19 protein-coding genes are annotated in these 18,307 nt (G+C 66.8%); 18 read left to right on the top strand and 1 reads right to left on the bottom strand.

Features of this window, described 5'->3' with window-relative positions; genetic code table 11:
• Window positions 1–111 precede the first annotated feature (111 nt).
• The 16 genes from ACIPR8_RS09705 to panE all read left to right on the top strand — a co-directional run bounded on the left by ACIPR8_RS09705 (window position 112) and on the right by panE (window position 14,149).
• On the top strand, window positions 112–1,140 hold the full coding sequence (locus ACIPR8_RS09705; RefSeq protein ID WP_192287041.1) for an OmpA family protein: 1,029 nt from the start codon (window positions 112–114) through the stop codon (window positions 1,138–1,140).
• Window positions 1,141–1,331: 191 nt separating this feature from the next.
• On the top strand, window positions 1,332–1,601 hold the full coding sequence (locus tag ACIPR8_RS09710) for a pilus assembly protein (protein WP_192287042.1): 270 nt from the start codon (window positions 1,332–1,334) through the stop codon (window positions 1,599–1,601).
• Between the two features lie 170 nt (window positions 1,602–1,771).
• Complete coding sequence (locus ACIPR8_RS09715) at window positions 1,772–3,277, top strand: pilus assembly protein TadG-related protein (protein WP_225591634.1); 1,506 nt, start codon at window positions 1,772–1,774, stop codon at window positions 3,275–3,277.
• Window positions 3,274–4,062: a hypothetical protein gene (locus tag ACIPR8_RS09720; RefSeq protein WP_192287043.1), complete on the top strand. Its 789-nt coding sequence runs from the start codon at window positions 3,274–3,276 to the stop codon at window positions 4,060–4,062. Before ACIPR8_RS09715 ends, ACIPR8_RS09720 begins: the two co-directional genes overlap by 4 nt.
• Window positions 4,059–4,856, top strand: a complete 798-nt coding sequence (locus ACIPR8_RS09725; RefSeq protein WP_323437768.1) for a TadE/TadG family type IV pilus assembly protein — start codon at window positions 4,059–4,061, stop codon at window positions 4,854–4,856. The genes ACIPR8_RS09720 and ACIPR8_RS09725 overlap by 4 nt, the downstream gene beginning before the upstream one ends.
• The gene (locus ACIPR8_RS09730; protein ID WP_446540890.1) at window positions 4,840–5,508 is read left to right on the top strand and encodes a hypothetical protein; all 669 of its coding nucleotides are present in this window, start codon (window positions 4,840–4,842) and stop codon (window positions 5,506–5,508) included. Before ACIPR8_RS09725 ends, ACIPR8_RS09730 begins: the two co-directional genes overlap by 17 nt.
• A 7-nt stretch (window positions 5,509–5,515) precedes the next feature.
• On the top strand, window positions 5,516–5,701 hold the full coding sequence (locus tag ACIPR8_RS09735; RefSeq protein ID WP_192287046.1) for a hypothetical protein: 186 nt from the start codon (window positions 5,516–5,518) through the stop codon (window positions 5,699–5,701).
• A complete protein-coding gene (cpaB, locus tag ACIPR8_RS09740) occupies window positions 5,698–6,486 on the top strand; it encodes a Flp pilus assembly protein CpaB (RefSeq protein WP_192287047.1) in 789 nt (262 codons plus the stop codon). The genes ACIPR8_RS09735 and cpaB overlap by 4 nt, the downstream gene beginning before the upstream one ends.
• A 93-nt stretch (window positions 6,487–6,579) precedes the next feature.
• The gene (locus ACIPR8_RS09745; RefSeq protein ID WP_225591635.1) at window positions 6,580–8,010 is read left to right on the top strand and encodes a type II and III secretion system protein family protein; all 1,431 of its coding nucleotides are present in this window, start codon (window positions 6,580–6,582) and stop codon (window positions 8,008–8,010) included.
• Between the two features lie 8 nt (window positions 8,011–8,018).
• Entirely contained in the window at window positions 8,019–9,722 is a 1,704-nt protein-coding gene (locus ACIPR8_RS09750; protein ID WP_192287049.1) for an ATPase, T2SS/T4P/T4SS family, read from the top strand.
• Window positions 9,719–10,570 (top strand): type II secretion system F family protein, encoded by an 852-nt coding sequence (locus ACIPR8_RS09755; protein ID WP_192287050.1) that lies wholly within the window; start codon window positions 9,719–9,721, stop codon window positions 10,568–10,570. Before ACIPR8_RS09750 ends, ACIPR8_RS09755 begins: the two co-directional genes overlap by 4 nt.
• On the top strand, window positions 10,567–11,457 hold the full coding sequence (locus tag ACIPR8_RS09760) for a type II secretion system F family protein (protein ID WP_192287051.1): 891 nt from the start codon (window positions 10,567–10,569) through the stop codon (window positions 11,455–11,457). Before ACIPR8_RS09755 ends, ACIPR8_RS09760 begins: the two co-directional genes overlap by 4 nt.
• Window positions 11,454–11,843, top strand: a complete 390-nt coding sequence (locus ACIPR8_RS09765) for a DUF192 domain-containing protein (RefSeq protein WP_192287052.1) — start codon at window positions 11,454–11,456, stop codon at window positions 11,841–11,843. Before ACIPR8_RS09760 ends, ACIPR8_RS09765 begins: the two co-directional genes overlap by 4 nt.
• Window positions 11,840–12,517 carry a TadE/TadG family type IV pilus assembly protein gene (locus tag ACIPR8_RS09770; RefSeq protein ID WP_192287053.1) on the top strand — a complete coding sequence of 226 codons (678 nt, stop codon included), beginning with the start codon at window positions 11,840–11,842 and terminating at the stop codon, window positions 12,515–12,517. Before ACIPR8_RS09765 ends, ACIPR8_RS09770 begins: the two co-directional genes overlap by 4 nt.
• Window positions 12,507–13,133, top strand: coding sequence for a hypothetical protein (locus tag ACIPR8_RS09775; RefSeq protein ID WP_446540891.1), 627 nt, complete (start codon window positions 12,507–12,509; stop codon window positions 13,131–13,133). The genes ACIPR8_RS09770 and ACIPR8_RS09775 overlap by 11 nt, the downstream gene beginning before the upstream one ends.
• A 77-nt stretch (window positions 13,134–13,210) precedes the next feature.
• On the top strand, window positions 13,211–14,149 hold the full coding sequence (gene panE / locus ACIPR8_RS09780; protein WP_446540892.1) for a 2-dehydropantoate 2-reductase: 939 nt from the start codon (window positions 13,211–13,213) through the stop codon (window positions 14,147–14,149).
• A 9-nt stretch (window positions 14,150–14,158) separates the two neighbouring features.
• Here the strand turns inward: panE and ACIPR8_RS09785 are convergent, their stop codons facing one another.
• Window positions 14,159–14,950 carry a TatD family hydrolase gene (locus tag ACIPR8_RS09785; protein WP_192287056.1) on the bottom strand — a complete coding sequence of 264 codons (792 nt, stop codon included), beginning with the start codon at window positions 14,948–14,950 and terminating at the stop codon, window positions 14,159–14,161.
• 256 nt (window positions 14,951–15,206) lie between these two features.
• Between ACIPR8_RS09785 and hrpB the strand changes: the two genes are divergently transcribed.
• A complete protein-coding gene (hrpB, locus tag ACIPR8_RS09790) occupies window positions 15,207–17,723 on the top strand; it encodes an ATP-dependent helicase HrpB (protein WP_446540893.1) in 2,517 nt (838 codons plus the stop codon).
• 194 nt (window positions 17,724–17,917) lie between these two features.
• Entirely contained in the window at window positions 17,918–18,280 is a 363-nt protein-coding gene (locus ACIPR8_RS09795) for a hypothetical protein (protein WP_132863792.1), read from the top strand.
• Window positions 18,281–18,307: the final 27 nt, after the last annotated feature.

Here is an 18,307-nt window from a genome sequence, read left to right on the forward strand (position 1 = left end):
CTCCGCTGCTGACACAGCGTTGATGCATCCATCGCGCACGCTTGCTTTCCTCGTCCCATCCCCGGTTGGCCCATCTCGCCATCCGGGGCGATTTCCTTGTCGGAGCATTCCATGAACGTACAACCCGTCACCAAGCGCACTGCCCTGGCCCTGTCGACCCTCGCCCTGTTGCTGGGCAGCGCGTGCAACCGCACGCCCGCACCGGCCGAGCCTGCCGCGCCCGCCACCGATGCAGCAGAGACCAACCCGCCAGCACCGGCTGCCGAGGCAACGACCACCAGCAACGCTTTCGACATCGAGAAGCTGCCCGTCTCCACGGCCACGCTGGGTGAATTCCCTTACATCGGCCTGCCGGAGGGCTATCAGGCGCAGCGCCCGGAGACCAACCCGTTCGAGCGTGTACCGTTCTGGACCGGTGACCGCCTGGAGTGGGTCGAGGGCCAGGTCTACGGCGCACGCCTCCAGGCCAAGGACGGGCACCCGTTCTCGCAGCTTGAGCTGACCCGCAACCTGCAGGCACTGGTCGAGAGCCTGGGTGGACGCCAGGTGTTCAACGGCAAGATCCCCGCCGCCGCCTTGGATGACATCCAGAAGTCTTCCGCTGCCGTTGAACGCGTGGATGCCCTGGGCGACATCTACAACGAAACTGCCGATGTCTACGTGATCCGCCAGCCGGACCGCAACATCTGGCTGCATGTCGCCAAGAGCGGCAACCAGGCCGGGCTGCTGATCGCCGAGACCAAGCCGGTGCAGATCACCGCCAAGGCACTGCCGGCCGACGCGCTGAAGAAATCGATCGACGACGCCGGCAAAGTGGCCATCCAGGTGCAGTTCGAAACCGACCAGGCCACCATCCTTCCCGCGTCGAAGCCGCAGCTGGAGCAGGTGACCGCACTGCTCAACGACAATCCCGAGCTGCGACTTTCGATCAATGGACATACCGACAACACGGGAAATGCGTCACACAATCTGTCGCTCTCGCAACGCCGTGCAGCCTCCGTTCGCGACTTCCTCGTCACTGCGGGAATCGATCAAAAAAGGCTTGAATCCAGCGGTTTTGGCGATTCACAACCGGTTGCCGACAACAACACCGAAGAGGGCAAGGCACAGAACCGTCGCGTGGAGTTGGTGAAGCTCTGAATTAACTTCATCGTCACGCAGATAAATGCCATTTGTCTTGAACATGCAATGGAGGCGTGTTTAGATCGTGCCCGCATCAGTTCAGGGGGCGTCATCAGCGACTGGTGTCATTGACTTGAATTCCGAAGTAACAGGACGGCGCAGCAGTGCATCCAATGCACTGCATTGCCAAAAAAAACTAGGAGAAAGCCATGCGTCACACGCCCCGTAAGTTTGGTTTCAAAAAGCAGCGCGGTCAGGGCATGACCGAGTACATCATCATCACCGCACTGGTGGCCATCGCCGCCATCGCCGCCTTCACCTACTTCGGTGGAACCGCGCGCAGCCAGGTTGCCGGTATGGCCAAGGAACTCTCCGGCCAGAGCGCAACGCAGTCGATCAATCGTGCCAAGAACGTCTCCAACCAGGCACAAGAGGAAGCCGACAAAGACAAGGGCATGGACGCTTACTCCAACAAGTAAGCCGAGCCTGTCCTGACGTCACGCGCAGCCCCCGCTGCGCGTGGCGCTTTCCGTCGTTGTTACTCGCCTTGGTGCCCACGCGTGGGCGCCAACGGGCGAGCCATGCCCGGTGAAACCTCATGAGCCCTCGTGCCAGAGCACAAGCCTTCTGTACCCGCAGGATTCCCTCATTGAGCCAGCGACGCACCATGGCCGGGCAGGCAATGGTGCTCGGTCTGGTGATGCTGCTGGTGCTATGTGTCGGCGTGATCGTGCTGTTCGATACCGGACAGACGGTCAACAAGAAGGTCGAGCTGGTCAATGCCGCCGATGCGGCTGCCTACAGCGTTGCCGTGCAGCAGGCACGGGCACTGAACTTCGCCGCCTATTCCAACCGCGCGCGCGTGGCCAATGAAGTCGCCGTTGCGCAGGTGATCGGCCTGTACTCGTGGATGAACCAGTTCCACACCACGACCATCGTGCTGGAAAAGGTGATGAGCGTACTGGCCAAGATTCCCTATGTCGGGCCGATATTCCAGGCGCTTTCAAGCATATTCAAGGCCATCGGACAGACCCTCAAGGGCATCCGGCGCGCCTATCACGGCCTGGCCCAGGTCACGGTGACCGCGCTGGATGCGCTCAACGGCACATTGGCCACTGCCTCACGTTCAATCCTGGAGGCCGTGGGCCGCGTCGATGGAATACTGGTCGCCCGCGACATCGTCAAACGAAATTCCGCCGATGCCGCGCTAAGCGCGGTGGGCGCTGGCGTGCTGACCTCGCAGTTGTTCACCGCCAACAACAACTTCCTGCAGAGCTACCGTATTCCGCGTTCGCGCGGCGGCGGCGCTGGCGGCTCGGCACAGGATCGCAGAGGGGCCGATCGCTTCCGCAACGTGGTGATGCAATCGCGCGACCCGTTCTCGTGGAGCCGCAGCGATCATGACCTGAACCTGTTCCTGATCAAGTTCAATCAGTCCGGCGGCACCGACATGGTCGACTACGACCGTTGGGTGGCCGCCGATGCCATGGGCCTGGAAGTGAACCTGCCGTGGCCGTTGAAGGACATCAACATTCCGCTGGGCTGGGGCGGTGCGCAAGCGGTCCAGCGTTACCAGCAGCAGCGCTTCATGCCCGGCTTCGCCAACGGCAGTGGCTGGGTATCGGAATTCAACAACAACCGACGCTATCGCCCTTACGGCAACATCCGCGGCGAGAACCGTGCTGCCAGCAGCATGGTCGACAGTGACCCGAACGTCAGCCTGGACAATGGCAAGAAGCGTGATGCGTACTTCACCGGTTACCAGGGCCTGCGTGACTATGACGACGTGAAGTCCGGCCAGGGGCTGCGCCCCTATACCGAGCCGGGTAGCCGCGCCGACCCGGCCAAGAACACCGGCCCGATCTTCACCGTGCATGTGGAGACCGATGTCGCCAAGGCACGCACCAGCGCCGCGATCGATGGTATCGGTGGCCCGGCTGGTTCGCCGATGGCGATGGAAGACAAGGCCGCCGGCGGCAAGATCTCGGCCTATGCCTCCGGCCAGGTGTACTTCAACCGCCCGCCGAACTACGCGCTGTTCAAGCGCGGCGACAACCGCTTGGAAGTGGGCAACCTGTTCAGTCCGTACTGGCAGGCTCGCCTGATCGACACACCGGACTCGGTGGAAGTGCTGCTCGGAATCACCCGCCTATGATCCATACGTCCTCCCTGCAGCGCCTTCGCTGCCCCCTGCTGGTTGCCGCCGCTGCGCTGCTGGTTGCCTGCAACAGCGACGCCAGTGGCAGCGGCGAACCGGGCGCGGTCAAGAACATGCCGCCGATCCACCTGGACCAGACGGCCGAACTGCTCACCGATGGCCAGAACGGTCGACGCGCCGCCTACCTGGAAGCCGTGCGTGCCTGCGAGGCTGGTGGCATCCCCACCCGTCGTCTGAGCGACACCGAGGTGGCGCTGGTCGGCGTGACCCGCTACGAGATGTGGCTGGACGGCAAGAGCGAAACCCTGCAGACGCGCAGTTGGGATGCCGGACAGGAGTCCCCCGACGCCCTGTGCCAGTTCAAGCTGGAACTGGAGGGCACGTTCTCCAGCAGCAGCGCCACCACATTCGTCGAACAGGACCTGGCCACCGGTGCACGCGAGGAGCAACCGGTGGAAAGCACCGACGCGTTGCAGCGCTTTGCGCTGGTCCCCGAGGATGATCGTGCACCGGCAGGTTTCCAGGGCCCTGCCGCCAGACAGGTGGCGGGCCAACCCTGCGACGAATGGACCACGCCGGACCAGGCGCGCCTGTGCGTGTGGTCCGGCGGCCGCGCGTGGGGATTCGGCGCCTCGCGCGGCGATGACCACCGTTCCTCGCCCGACAACATCGTGCTGGAAGCCGAGCCCGGCAATGGCAACGGCTACCGGGTGACCACGCAGGTATTCACTGTCGGCCAGGCGTTCGCCGCGCCCACCGCCGCCACGGAGAAGCGCCAATGAACACGCCCCGCCTGCAGCGTGGCCAGAGCATGGTTGAAATGGCAGTCCTGTGCCTGGTGCTGGTGCCGCTGTTCCTGCTGATTCCGACCCTGGGCAAGTACGTCCACATCCGCCAGCAGGCGCAGCAGGCCACGCGTGCGGCCGCCTGGGAAGCGACCGCCTCGCGCTCCTACGCGGTACCAAGCAACGCGCAGGTGCGCCCGCAGCTGATCGCGCGCCACTTCGGCGCCGCCGACAGCAGGATCATCAGCAACGTGCCGGCCAGCACCGCCGAGCGCCTGGACGACCCGCTGCTCAACACGTTCTCCAACCAGCCGCTGCTGCAGCGTAGCGACATCACGCTTGGCGCATACCGCAATGACCGCGAGCCCGGAATCATGGGCAGGCTGAGCGGCTTGATCTCCAAACTGCCGGGGCCGTTCCCGCCCAACGAGCGTGGCCTGATCACGGCCAGCATGGACATGCGCATCCGCGACCTGCGCACCGCCGACGGCAGTGCCGCCGCTTACCTGGAGCCGTTCGACACGATCGGCCTGCGCATGCAGACCACCAGCGCACTGCTGGCCGATCCGTGGAATGCCGCTGGAGCAGGGATCAGCGGCAACAATCCGCGCTCGGTGAAGGCACAGATCCGCAACATGGTGCCGACCAGCAACCTGGAGGACGGCGCGAAGATGCTGCAGGGCGTGTCGTCACTGCCCCTGTTCGGGGTGCTGGGTGACCTGAAGCCGGGCTACATCGAGCCGGATGTGGTGCCGATGGACAAGCTGGAGCGTTATGCGCCACGTCCGTGATGTCCTGTGCGTGCTTGCCCTGGGCCTGGCGGCCAGCATGCCGGCGATGGCGTCCAGCTGGCCGGAGCTGCCCCTGCCCGATGACAGCCAGGGCGAATGGGTCTCGCGGCACATGATCCACAACGGCGTACCGATGCGCGCGGCACGTTTCCAGAGCCAGCTGCCCCCGGCGCAGCTGGTGCGCTACTACGAGCAGCTGTGGCCCGGGCAGGTGACCGTCACCGATCTGGGCAGCAAGAAGATCGTCGCGCACGGCACCAACAAGCACTTCTTCACTATCGAGATCAGCGGCGGTGCGGCCGGCAGCGAAGGCCAGATCGGCATCGTCGAAGTGCTGAAGGAAACGCCCCGGGCCGAGCCCGGCGCCGACTTCCTCAAGCCCTCCGGCACCCAGGTGGTGACCGATACCGTCTACCTCGACAACCCCGGACGCACGCTGACCATGAACGTGCGCATGTCGCCGTTCCAGGCAGACGGGTTCTACAAGTCACGCCTGCCCGAACGCGGCTGGCGCAGCCAGGATGCAAAGCCCTGCCCGATGATGGCGTTGAGCTGCACCGCCAGTTACAGCAACGGCAAGGAGCAGATGACCCTCACCTTCAATCGCAACGGCGAAACCACCGACATGGTGGTCAACCAGATATCGAGATAGCGCGGCCATGAGACAGCCAACACCGCCAAGCCGGCGCGCCCAACGCGGGGCCGCCCTCATTGAGTACACCATCGTCACCGTGCTCGGGATCATCGTCCTGGTCGCCGAGCCCAACATCATCCTCGAACTCGTCCAGGCCCTGCGCAAGGCCTATTCGAGCTTCGTCTACGCACTATCGCTCGGATGGGTATGAAGAAGATCAACATCAAGCCGAACCGCAACCTCGTCTTCATCCTGGTCGCACTGGTACTGGGCGGCCTGGCCGCGCTGCTGGCGGTGAACTACGTGCAGAAGACCGTCGCCGAGCGGACCCGCGACGATGGCGAGACGGTTGTCGTCGCGGTCCCCAAGCAGAACCTCGAGCAGGGCATGCAGATCACCTCCGATGACCTCGCCGCGCGGCCGGTCCCGGTTGATCTGGTACCCGCCGACGCGATCACGCCGGACAACTATGACCAGTATGTCGGTCGTGTGCTGCGCTCGCCGCTTGCCAAGGGCGCACCGGTCCCGGGGGCTGCCCTGGTGCCGCTGTACGACCAGTTCTCCTCGGTCATCAAGAGCGGCAACGTGGCTTACACGATGTCGGTGGACGAAACCAATTCCATCTCCGGCATGGTCGCCCCCGGTGACCATGTCGACATCCTGTTGACCGTGGACGAGGAAGGCGGCGGCGCGCGCGTGCTGCCGCTGCTGGAGAACATCAACGTGCTGGCCACCGGTACCCGCATCGGCGAGCAACCCGTCGATGAGGAAAATCCCGGCTACTCCAACATCACCCTGGAACTGGCCCCCCGCGAAGCCGAGCGCCTGACCGTGGCGGGCAAGGCCGGCGGCTTGCGGGTGATGCTGCGCCACAACGAGGACTCCGAGTCATTCGGCCTCGGTGGCCTGACCCAGAAACAACTGTTGCAGAAAGGCAAAGAGTCCAGCGGTTCGCAGGGCAGCGGCGTTCATTTCATCATCGGAGGCAAGGGCTGAAGCATGCGTACTCGCATCTCACGTTTTTCAATGCTGGGCGCATTCATCGCCATATCCCTGCCCTGCGCCGTCGGCGCGCAGCAGGTGGACATGATGTCCGGATCCACCCCCAGCGCACCGCAGGCACCGCAGCAGATGCCGATCCTGGTGCAACCCGCCGCGGCCACGCCGGCGGCACCGGCATCCAATGCAGGCGCCGGCTCGCTGGTTCCGGGCCACCAGTTCCCGGCACCGGTGGCCAATGCCGCCTACAGCCGTCCCGCCGGCAGTCGCCAGACGGTGCCGCTGCCCGAGCGTGCCCGCCTGTACGTCGGCCAAGCTGCGGTGTACCGCCTGCCGCGCGCGCTCAAGCGTGTGGCGGTGGGCAACGGTGAAATGCTGCAGGTCACCAACATCGGCCGCAATGAGCTGGTGGTGATCGGCAACAAGACCGGCGACAGCACCATCCACCTGTGGATGCAGGACGGCAGCCAGATCGAGGTACCGGTCACCGTCGGCGAGAGTGACGCCGAAGGCCTGGCCGACACCGTGCGCACCTTGCTTGCCGATGCCGGCAACATCACCGTGCATACCATCTCCGACCGCGTCGTGGTCACCGGCCAGGACGTGCATCCGGGCATCGCCGCGCGCATCGCCAGCCTGAAGGAGATCTACCCGCAGCTGCTGGACTTCACCTCCTCCGACCCGGTCGGCATGCGACCGATGGTGTTGATGGACGTGAAGATCATGGAGTTCGACTCCAACGCATTGGAGGAGCTTGGCATCAAGTGGGACAACGTCATCCGTGGCCCATCCGGCGGGCTGCTGAAGGATTTCACCACCAACGACTACTACCGCGTGCTGCCGGACGGTTCGCCGTTCGAGAACCTGCAGCCGGCGCTACCCACCGCCGTGCGCGGTACCCAGGCGTTCTTCGGCATCGCCACCACCATCGGTTCCAGCATCAACCTGCTGATGAACAAGGGCAAGGCGTTCATGCTGGCCTCGCCACAGCTGAGCGCCCGCAGCGGCGGCTCGGCCAAGTTCCTGGTCGGCGGCGAGGTACCGATTCCGATTCCGCAGGGCTTCGGCCAGGTGACGGTGGACTTCAAGGAGTACGGCATCAAGCTGGACATCGAGCCGGTGGTCAACTCCAACGACGAGATCTCCACCACCTTCATGGCCGAGGTCAGCCGCATCGATCCCAGCGTGATGGTGCAGGGCGTCCCGGGCTTCACCACCCGCCGTACCTCCTCGGAGATCAACGTGCGCGCCGGTGAAACCATCGTCGTGTCCGGGCTGGTGGACAGCAGCGCCGCCAAGAGCGCGGAGAAGTTCCCGATCCTGGGTGACATCCCGATCCTGGGCAAGCTGTTCCGCTCCGACGGCTTCCGCGGCAACCGCACCGAGCTGGTGATGTTCGTCACCCCGCGCGTGATCAGCCCGGAATCGCAGGAGAACATCGACGCACTGGAACGTGGCAACAGCATCCAGGAGCGCGGCAAGGAAGCCATGTCCCGCCGCAACAAAGAGTTCGTGCAGTAGGAATCAGCATGTTCAACGTATTGATCACCACCTCCAACCGCGAAGAACGCCGTGTCCGCTGCATGCACCGCGAGTGCAGCATCGGCCGTGGCGACGGCAACCTGATCATCCTGCAGGGCTGGAGCATCGCCCAGCAGCACGCCGCCCTGAAGCGCGAGGAGGCCGGCATCTTCATCCAGTCGCTGGGCGCACGCGCGGCGATCCGCGTCAACGGCCAGGACGTGAAGGACTCGCACGGTCCGCTGAGCAGCAACGACAGCGTGGAGATCGGCGACTACCGCCTGCAGGTGATCGACGAGGACCCGCCGGAAGCCAGGCCGGTCGAACCGGTGGCGGTGGTGCAGGCCACTTCGGCGCCGGCGCCGGCCAATGACCCCGACGATGCGCCCCGGGAACCCTCGCAATCCCTGGCAAAGCCTTCCGAACTTGCCGTGGAGAACACGGTGTGGCGTGCGCGCGTGCATGCCGCGCTGGTCAAGCAGATGGACCTGCGCCGCGTCGACGTGCGCGGCATGACCGATGACGTGCTGCGCTCGACCACCATCAAGCTGATCGAGAGTGTCATGGAGAAGGAGTTCAGCGACCTTCCCAAGACCGTCAACCGACGCCGCCTGGCCAAGGAAGTGCTGGACGAGGCAATTGGCCTGGGCCCGCTGGAAGACCTGCTGGACGACAACAGCGTCACCGAAATCATGGTCAATGCACACGACCAGATCTTCATCGAGCGCGCCGGCCGGATCGAGCAGTCCACGGTCAATTTCACCAACGACCGCGCGGTCCTGTCGGCGATCGAACGCATCGTCACCCCGCTGGGCCGCCGCATCGACGAAAGCTCGCCGCTGGTGGACGCACGCCTGAAGGACGGTTCGCGCGTCAACGCGGTGATCCCGCCGGTCGCGCTGCGCGGGCCCAGCATCAGCATCCGAAAGTTCTCCAAGCGCAAGCTGCACGGCGAGGACCTGCTCAAGTTCGGCTCGCTGAACCCGCAGATGCTCGAGTTCCTGATCATGGCGGTGAAGGAACGCCGCAACATCGTGGTCAGTGGCGGTACCGGCTCGGGCAAGACCACGCTGCTCAACATCCTGTCCAACTTCATCCCCGACGATGACCGCGTGGTCACCATCGAGGACGCCGCCGAACTCAAGCTCTCCCAACCCAACCTGGTGGCGCTGGAAGCGCGCCCGCCGAACATGGAAGGCAAGGGCCAGATCACCATCCGCGACCTGGTCAAGAACGCACTGCGCATGCGCCCGGACCGCATCGTGGTCGGCGAGTGCCGTGGCGGTGAGGCGCTGGACATGCTGCAGGCGATGAACACCGGCCACGAAGGCTCGCTGACCACCGCCCACGCCAACAACCCGCGCGAGACGCTGTCGCGCCTGGAAGTGATGGTGATGATGTCCGGCATGGAATTGCCGATGACGGTGGTGCGCGAGCAGATCGCCTCGGCGGTGGACCTGATCGTCCACCAGAAGCGCTACCCCTGCGGCTCGCGCAAGGTCAGCCACATCTCCGAGGTCACCGGCATCGAGAGTGGCACCATCCAGCTGCAGGACATCTTCCTGTTCAGCCCGCGCTCCTACCACGGACGTGATGGCAAGGTGGTCGGCGAGTTCCGCGCGACCGGCGCGGTGCCGGAGTTCTACGAGACCCTGGCCGAGCGCGGCGTCAACATCGACCTGGGCATCTTCCGCACGGGAGCGCCGGGATGAGCGAGATCTGGCTGATCGCGCTGCTTGCCTTCGGCAGCTTCGCGCTGGCCGGCATGTACCTGGCCAGCAGCAGCGCCGGGTTCATGGAGCGCTATCGCGAGAACTTCATGAACCAGGCCAGGCTCAACCTGGCCGACATGTTCCTGTTCGTCGACCCGAAGGCATTGTTCGCCGGCAACGCGTTGTTGCTGGCGATCCTGCCGTTGCTGCTGTGGCTGGTCACCGGCAACCTGCTGCTGCCGATCGTGGTGCTGCTGTTGCTGGCCATCCTGCCGCGCAAGATCTACCTGTGGCTCAAGCAGCGCCGGCTGGACCGCATCCAGGCACAGCTGCCCGATGGCCTGCTGATGCTGGCCAGCAGCCTGCGCGCCGGCGTGGGCTTCAACCCCGCGCTGGAAACCCTCGCCCAGGACGGACAACCGCCGCTGGCACAGGAGCTGTCGCTGATCCTGCGCGAGCAGCACATGGGCGTGCGCACCGAGGAGGCGCTGGAGCACTTCGCCGAGCGCGTGCCGATCGATGACGCCAAGCTGTTCGTCGCCGCGGTGACCATCTCGCGCGAGGTCGGCGGCAACCTGGCCGAGACGCTGGCCACGCTGGCCGAGACGCTGCGCCGCAAGTTGATGATGGAAGGCAAGGTCAAGGCGCTCACCGCGCAGGGCCGCCTGCAGGGCATCGTGATGGCGATGCTGCCGGCCGGCCTGGTGGGCTTTCTGGTGCTGTTCTATCCGGAAACGATGAACCCGATGTTCCACACCTGGCAGGGCTGGTGCGTGATCGCCCTGATCTGCGTGCTGGAGTACCTGGGGTATCGCATGTGCCGGAAAATCATGACGATCGACATATGAGTTGGATGATCATCCTTGTTGCGGTGATGGCCATCGGTGCGGTGGTGCTGGTGATGTTCGCCGTGCGCGGCATGCTGCAGCAGGTGCCGCAGAGCGACCGTGACTACCAGGATCCGTTGCCACGCATGCTGCAGCTGTTGTGGCCGGTGGTGGTCGCCGCCACCCATGCGGTCGGCCCGCGGTTGAAGGCCGCCCAGCTCGAACGCGCGCACCGCGCCCTGACCTCCGCCGGCCAGGACTTCGTGCTCACGCCCGAAGAGCTGTATGGCACGCGCATCGTCTCGGCCGGCGCGGTGGCGCTGTTCCTTGGGCTGGTGGTGGTGCTGCTGGGCAAGGCCAGCGTTGGCGCGCTGTTCTTCTGCCTGCTGTTCGGCCTGCCGCTGGGCTGGATGTATCCCACGCTGTGGCTGGGCGAGCGCCGCAAGGTCCGTACCAAGTATGTGGTGCGCGACCTGCCGGTGTTCCTGGACTTCATCACCATGGGCGTGGAGGCCGGCCTGAACATCTCCGGCTCGATCGAGCAGTCGGTGCAGCGTGGTCCGCCCGGCCCGCTGTCGCAGGAATTCTCGCGCATGCTGCGCGACATGCGTGCCGGTCTGCCGCGTGCCGAGTCGCTGCGGCGCATGGCCGACCGCATGGACATCTCGCAGGTCACCAGCTTCACCAGCTCGCTGATCCAGGCCGACAAGGTCGGCGCCAACCTCAGCGACACCCTGCGCGCACAGGCCAACCAGCGCCGCGAAGAGCGCTTCCTGCGCGCCGAGAAGCTCGCGCTGGAAGCACCGGTGAAGATGATGCTGCCCCTGGTGATGTTCTTCTTCCCGCTGATCTTCGTGGTGCTGGCGTACTTCATCTACCTGCAGATGAAACAGCAGGGGATCCTGTGAAGACCCTGGCCCTGTATCGCGGCACGGATTGCCTGGTACCGCAGGTGCTGCACGCACGTGCCTGGTACCGGCGCCTGTTCGGCCTGCTGGTGCTGCCGCGCCTGCGCAAGGGCCAAGGCCTGTTGATCGAACCCTGCGCCAGCGTGCACACGCTGGGCATGCGCTACCCGTTGGACCTGCTGTTCCTGTCCCGTGACGGCCAGGTGCTGGGTTGGCGCGAGTCCGTGGCGCCCTGGCGCGCGGCCTCGCAACGCGGCGCGCGCAGCACACTGGAACTGCCCGCCGGTACGCTTGCCGCGTTCTCGCTGCGCGTGGGCGAGCAACTGCATTGGCACCCCGTTCCCGACGCTGCCCCGGTCCCCGCGGCCGATGGAGGCCTGCAATGAAACCCCTGCGCACCCCACCCCGCCGCCAGTCCGGGCAATCGCTGGTCGAGTTCTGCATCGTCGTGCCGGCATTCCTGTTCCTGATCCTGGTGACCTTCCAGCTGGTGCTGATCTACCGCGCCAAGACCACCCTGGATTACGCCGCCTTCCAGGCCGCGCGTGCCGGAGCCGTGAACGGCGTGGACCATGCCAAGATGCGCAACGCCCTGGCCTTCGGCCTGACCCCGCTGCTGGCCACCTCACCGGACGCAGCGGGTGTCGCCCGCGCCCGCGCCAGCGCCGAGCTGGAGACCCGCCTGTTCGCCGACATCGAGGTCATCGCGCCGACCCGCGCGGCCTTCAACGAATTCCGCGAGCGACAGTACGACGGCCGCTACGCGCTACCCAACGACAGCCTGGCGTTCCGCGACAACCGCGTGGGCGGCAGCCAGGTCAACGTGCAGGATGCCAACCTGCTCAAGATCAGGGTGACCTACAAGCTGCCACTGATCGTGCCGTTCGCCGACCGTGTCATCGCCGGCCTCTCCTCGCTGCTGACCGAAGGCGAGAGTTACCACCCGGCCTCGATGCTGATCGAGGAACCGGTCAGCGGCCACCGCCGCCTGCCGATCGAGTCCTACGCCGTGGTCCGCATGCAGACGCCCATCTATGACAGCAGCCGCCTTGCGCGTTGATCGTCGCGCCGTGTGGACGGCACTGCTGGCCGTGTCCGCGGCCGGTATCGCGCAGGCACAGCCGCAAGGCATGCAGGCACGCATCGAGGCGACCGTCGAGGGCTACGGCAACCTGGCGCCCCGCGGCACCGACAAGCCGATCCGGCTGACCCTGCGCACCGCCGCCGAAGGCATGCGCGCCGACTTCCATTTCGATACCGGCGGTTCGGACGTCTACCTGCTCAAGCGCAACGACGAACCGCGTGCATGGTGGATCAGCGTGCAGGGGCGTTACATGATCCCGGCCAATGACGCCAGCGGCCCGTACTGGTATGACGTGCAACGGCCCTGCGACAACGTGCAAGGCCGTTGCACACCGGCACAGGGCCAGTTCATCGCCGGGCGCCTGGCCAAGGGCGTGAACTATGACCACGCCCGCCATGGGCCCGACGGCACCACCCGTGGCACCTTGTGGATAGACAGCGAGACCGGGCTGCTGCTGGCCTACCGCGGCACCCACGGAAGCCGTCAGGACAGCCGCAGCTTCCGTGCCTCGCGGGTGGATTACGAACCGCTCGACGCAGCGGCGTTCGCCAAGCCCACGACATTGCACGTCCCCAAGGGCATGACCGACTGAGGCCACCACCGGCCCACGCGCCTGCCGACTCACTATGATGGGGCCCACTCCCCTGGTTTGAACGGTGTTTCCCGCAGATGCGTATCCTGATCCTTGGCGCCGGTGGCACCGGCGGTTACTTCGGCGGCCGCCTGGCGCAGGCCGGCGTTGATGTCACCTTCCTGGTGCGGGCCAACCGCGCCGCGCAGCTCGACCGCGATGGCCTGGTGATCCGCAGCCCGTTGGGTGATGCGGCGTTCCCGGTCGCGCACGTCACCGCCGAGGCGCTGCCGGAACTGGCCCGACAGCGCCCCTTCGACCTGGTCATCCTGAGCTGCAAGGCCTACGACCTGGACAGCTCGATCGATGCCATCGCGCCGGCGGTAGGCTCGCCGACCACGGTGCTGCCGATCCTCAATGGCCTGCGCCACTACGCGGCGCTGGACGCGCGCTTCGGCCGCGACCAGGTGCTGGGCGGGTTGTGCTTCATCAGCGCGACCAAGGCCGGGGACGGCGCAGTGCTGCACCTGGACAAGCCGGCCAAGCTGACCTTCGGCGAGCGTGATGGCGGTGCCGCCAGCACACGCGTCGCGGCATTGGCCGCGGCCTGCGCCCAGGCCGGCATCGACCATGTCGCCTCCGAGGACATCGCACGCGAGCAATGGGTGAAGTACACCTTCCTGGCCACGCTGGCGGCCGGCACCTGCCTGATGCGTGGGGACGTCGGTAGCATCGTCGCCACCGACCACGGCACCGCATTGATGCAGGCGCTGTACGCCGAATGCCTGGCGGTGGCCGCGCACGCCGACCAGCCAATCCCGTCGGTCGCCCAGCAGATCGCGCTGGGGGCGGTGACCAAGGCCGGCTCGCCGATCAAGGCCTCGATGCTGCGCGACCTGGAAGCCGGCCAGCGCGTGGAAGCGGCGCACATCGTCGGCGACATGCTCGACCGCGCGTGCGCCGCCGGGCAGGCCGCCCCGCTGCTGCAGGCCGCCTACTGCCACCTGCAGGTCTACCAGGCGCAGCGCGGCGATTGAGCCGCGTGCTCAGCCCGGCAGGCGGAAGAACGCGCGCGTGGCCGCGGTGGCGTTGGCCGCGGTGACGGCCACGTCCTCGCCACGGTCGCGCGCCAGCTCCTGGACGATATGCGACAGGAACGCCGGCTCGTTGCGGCGGTCCTTGGGCATCGGCTTGAGCGTGCGCGGCAGCAGGTAGGGCGCGTCGGTCTCGATCATCAGCCGCTCGGCCGGGATGTGCTTGACCAGCTCGCGCAGGTGCGCGCCGCGACGTTCATCGCACAGCCAACCGGTGATGCCGATGTAGTAGTCGCGGTCCAGGTAATCGAACAGCTCGCCGCGCTCGGCGGTGAAACAGTGCACCACCGCCGGACCAAGCTGGCCATCGAAGTTCTTCATCATCGCGATGAAGTCATCGTGGGCGTCACGCTGGTGCAGGAACAGCGGCTTGGCGGTGTCCACGGCGATCTGCAACTGGCGTTCGAAGGCCTTGCGCTGCGCCGGGCGCGGCGAGAAATCGCGGTTGTAGTCCAGCCCGCATTCGCCCACCGCCACCACTTCCGGGTGCACGTGCAGCGCGCGCATCTCCGCATCGCACTCATCGGTGTACTCACTGGCATGGTGCGGGTGCACGCCGGCGGTGGCGTACAGGAAGCCGGGGTGGCGTCGCGCCAGTTCCAGTGCCTGCGGTGAATGCTCGCGGCTGGCGCCGGTGACCACCATCTGCACCACGCCGGCGGCGCGGGCGCGCTCCAGCACCGCGTCCAGGTCGCGTTCGAAGGAGTCGTGGGTGAGGTTGGCGCCGATGTCGATCAGTTGCATGGAGCGGGAACCGAAAAGCAGTGAAGGCGGCCATTGTAGTCGTTGTGCCGGGAGCGCTAGCGGCGTGCGGATTACACCTCCCCAGCCCTCCCCTTCGCTACGCGGAAGGGAGGGGGCCAAGCGCTGCCTGCGGCGATCTGTCCAGGTGCGAAAGACCGCCCTCTCCCTTGCGTAGTAGGGGAGGGCTGGGGAGGGGTAAGTCTTCCGGCACCGCTGGCCGCATGGTCCCGCACCACCAGCCTTCTACAATGCACGCATGGCATCCGAATTCCCCATTTCCCCCCTGCTTCCGCAGATCCTCCAGCAGCTGGCCACCCGGCCGCGGCTGGTGCTGGAAGCCCCGCCCGGCGCCGGCAAGACCACCCAGGTGCCGCTGGCGCTGCTGGACGCGCCATGGCTGGCCGGCCGCAGGATCATCATGCTCGAACCACGCCGCGTGGCCGCGCGCAGCGCCGCGCTGTTCATGGCGCGCCAGCTCGGTGAGCCGGTCGGCGAAACCGTGGGCTACCGCATCCGCTTCGAGAACAAGGTCTCCGCGCGCACCCGCATCGAGGTGGTCACCGAAGGCATCCTGACCCGCATGCTGCAGGACGATCCCCTGCTGGAAGGCGTGGGCGCGTTGCTGTTCGATGAATTCCACGAACGCCACCTGGCCGCCGACCTCGGCCTGGCGCTGGCGCTGGACGTGCAAAGCCAACTGCGCGAAGACCTGCGCATCGTGGTGATGTCGGCCACGCTCGATGGCGAGCGCCTGGCCGATTTCCTTGACGCGCCGCGCCTGTCCAGCGAAGGCCGCAGCCATCCGGTCGAGGTCAGCCATTTCCCGGCCCGCCGCGATGAAGCGCTGGAAGCACAGGCCCGCCGCGCGGTGGAACAGGCGTTGGCCGAGCATCCCGGCGACGTGCTGGTGTTCCTGCCGGGGCAGCGCGAGATCGCCAGGGTGCAGGCCGCGCTGCAGGCGGCATTGACCGCTGCCGAGGCGGGTCGGAACGTCGATGTCCTCGCCCTGCACGGCGAGCTGCCGATCGAACAGCAATCACGCGTGCTGCAGCCCGATCCGGAGGGCCGCCGCCGCGTGGTGCTGGCCACCAACGTCGCCGAGTCGTCGGTCACCCTGCCCGGCGTGCGCGTGGTGATCGATGCCGGGTTGGCGCGCGAGCCGCGCTACGACCCCAACAGCGGCTTCTCGCGGCTGGATGCGGTGGCCATCTCGCAGGCCTCGGCCGACCAGCGCGCCGGCCGCGCCGGCCGTGTCGCCGCCGGCTGGGCGTGGCGGCTGTGGCCGCAATCGCAACGGCTGGAGCCGCAGCGGCGCCCGGAGATGGCGCAGGTGGAACTGGCCGCGCTGGCACTGGAGCTGGCCGCGTGGGGCAGCGACGACCTGCGCTTCGTCGACCCGCCGCCGGCCGGTGCACTGGCCGCCGCGCGCGAGCTGCTGCAGCGGCTGGGTGCCTTGAGCGCGGGCAACACCCTCACCGCGCTGGGCAAGCGCATGCTCGGCCTCGGCACGCATCCGCGCATGGCCGCGATGCTGTTGTCGGCCAGGAACCCGCGCGAACAAGCGCTGGCCGCCGACCTTGCGGCATTGCTGGAAGCACGCGACCCGTTGCGCCAGGGCGGCGATGCACTGGCCGCCCGCTGGCGTGCGCTGGCGGCCTTCCGCGCCGGCCGCGCACCGCACGATGCCAGCCGCAGCGCGCTGGCCGCGATCGATGCGGCTTCGAAACAATGGCGGCGGCGCCTGCGTTGCGACGCCACGCCACCCGGCAACATCGAGGCACATGAGCTCGGCGACCTGCTCGCCCATGCCTTCCCCGACCGCATCGCCGTGCAGCACCCCAGCGATCCCCTTCGTTACCAGCTGGCCAATGGCCGCAGCGCGCGCCAGTTCGATCACAGCGACCTGCGCGGCGAGCCATGGCTGGTCATCAGCGAACTGCGCCATGACCCGCGTGATGCGCTGATCCTGCGTGCGGCCCCGGTCGATGAAACGCGCCTGCGCACCGACTTCCCCGAACGCTTCCGGCAGCAGGACGTGGTGCGCTGGAACGCCGCCAAGCGTGCGCTGGAAGCGCGCCGCGAAAGCAGCTTCGAACGCATCGTGCTGGACAGCCGCCCGGCCGGCCGCGTGGACCCGGCGCATGCCGCGCGCGCACTCACCGATGCGGTGCGCGAACTGGGGCTAGACGCGCTGCCGTGGACCGAGAACCTGCAGCAATGGCGCGCACGGGTGATGGGCCTGCGCGCGTGGATGCCCGAACTCGCCCTGCCCGACCTGGCCGACGCCGCGTTGCTGGAAACGCTGGAGGACTGGCTGTTGCCGGCCTTCAACGGCAAGACCCGGCTGGACGCGCTCACCGAGGAGGAACTGGGCGAGGCCCTGAAATCCGGCATCGACTGGAACACCCGGCAACAGGTGGACCGCCATGCCCCGGTGCGCATCAGCGTGCCCTCGGGCATGGACCGCCGCATCGACTACGCGCTGGACGACGACGGCATCAGCCCGCGTCCGCCGGTGCTGGCGGTGAAGCTGCAGGAACTGTTCGGCCTGGCCGACACGCCGCGCATCGCCGATGGCCGCGTGCCGTTGCTGCTGCACCTGCTTTCGCCCGGCGGCAAGCCGCTGCAGGTAACCGGCGACCTGAAGAACTTCTGGCAGAACACCTATGCCGAGGTGAAGAAGGAAATGAAGGGCCGCTACCCACGCCACCCGTGGCCGGACGACCCGTGGAGCGCGACCGCCACGCATCGGGCCAAGCCGCGCGGGACGTGAGGCCGGGCGGGCGCCGGGAGCGATAGCCCTCCCCTTGGCGGAAGGCAGGGAGGGGTGCCGTCCGCACCTCCATCACCCAAGCGTGAATGCACACGTTTCATCCCGCGCTCAGCCCCGCGCTTTCCGGCTAACATCCCCTACACGCCCGTGCAGCGAAACTGGGCGTCTGATCCTCGCAAACAAGGAGCCCCCACATGAGCAAGTTCAGCGATATCACCGGACCGGCCCTGGAGCGGGCAATGGAACTGGTCAACCATGCCGGCGGCAGCCTCAAGGGTGGCGGTGCCAATGCCGCCGAATGGCTGAAGGCCGGTGCCGCCATCGGCGCCCTGAAGACCGGTGGTCGTACCGTCAGCCGCGTCGCCCGCCGCAACCCGACCGCCACCGTGGCGGTGGCCGCCGTGGGCCTGGGCCTGATCGGTTACATGCTGTACCGCAAGAACAAGCGTGACAACGAAGCCATCGAGGCCAAGTCGCGCCAGATCGCGCAGCGTCGTCGCCACGCGCACGCGGCCAGCGTCACCGACGAAACCAGCGACATCGGCAGCGATACCTGAGCCGCGGCGGCAACGCCGGCAGTTCCG

This window comes from Stenotrophomonas sp. LARHCG68, from assembly GCF_052871705.1.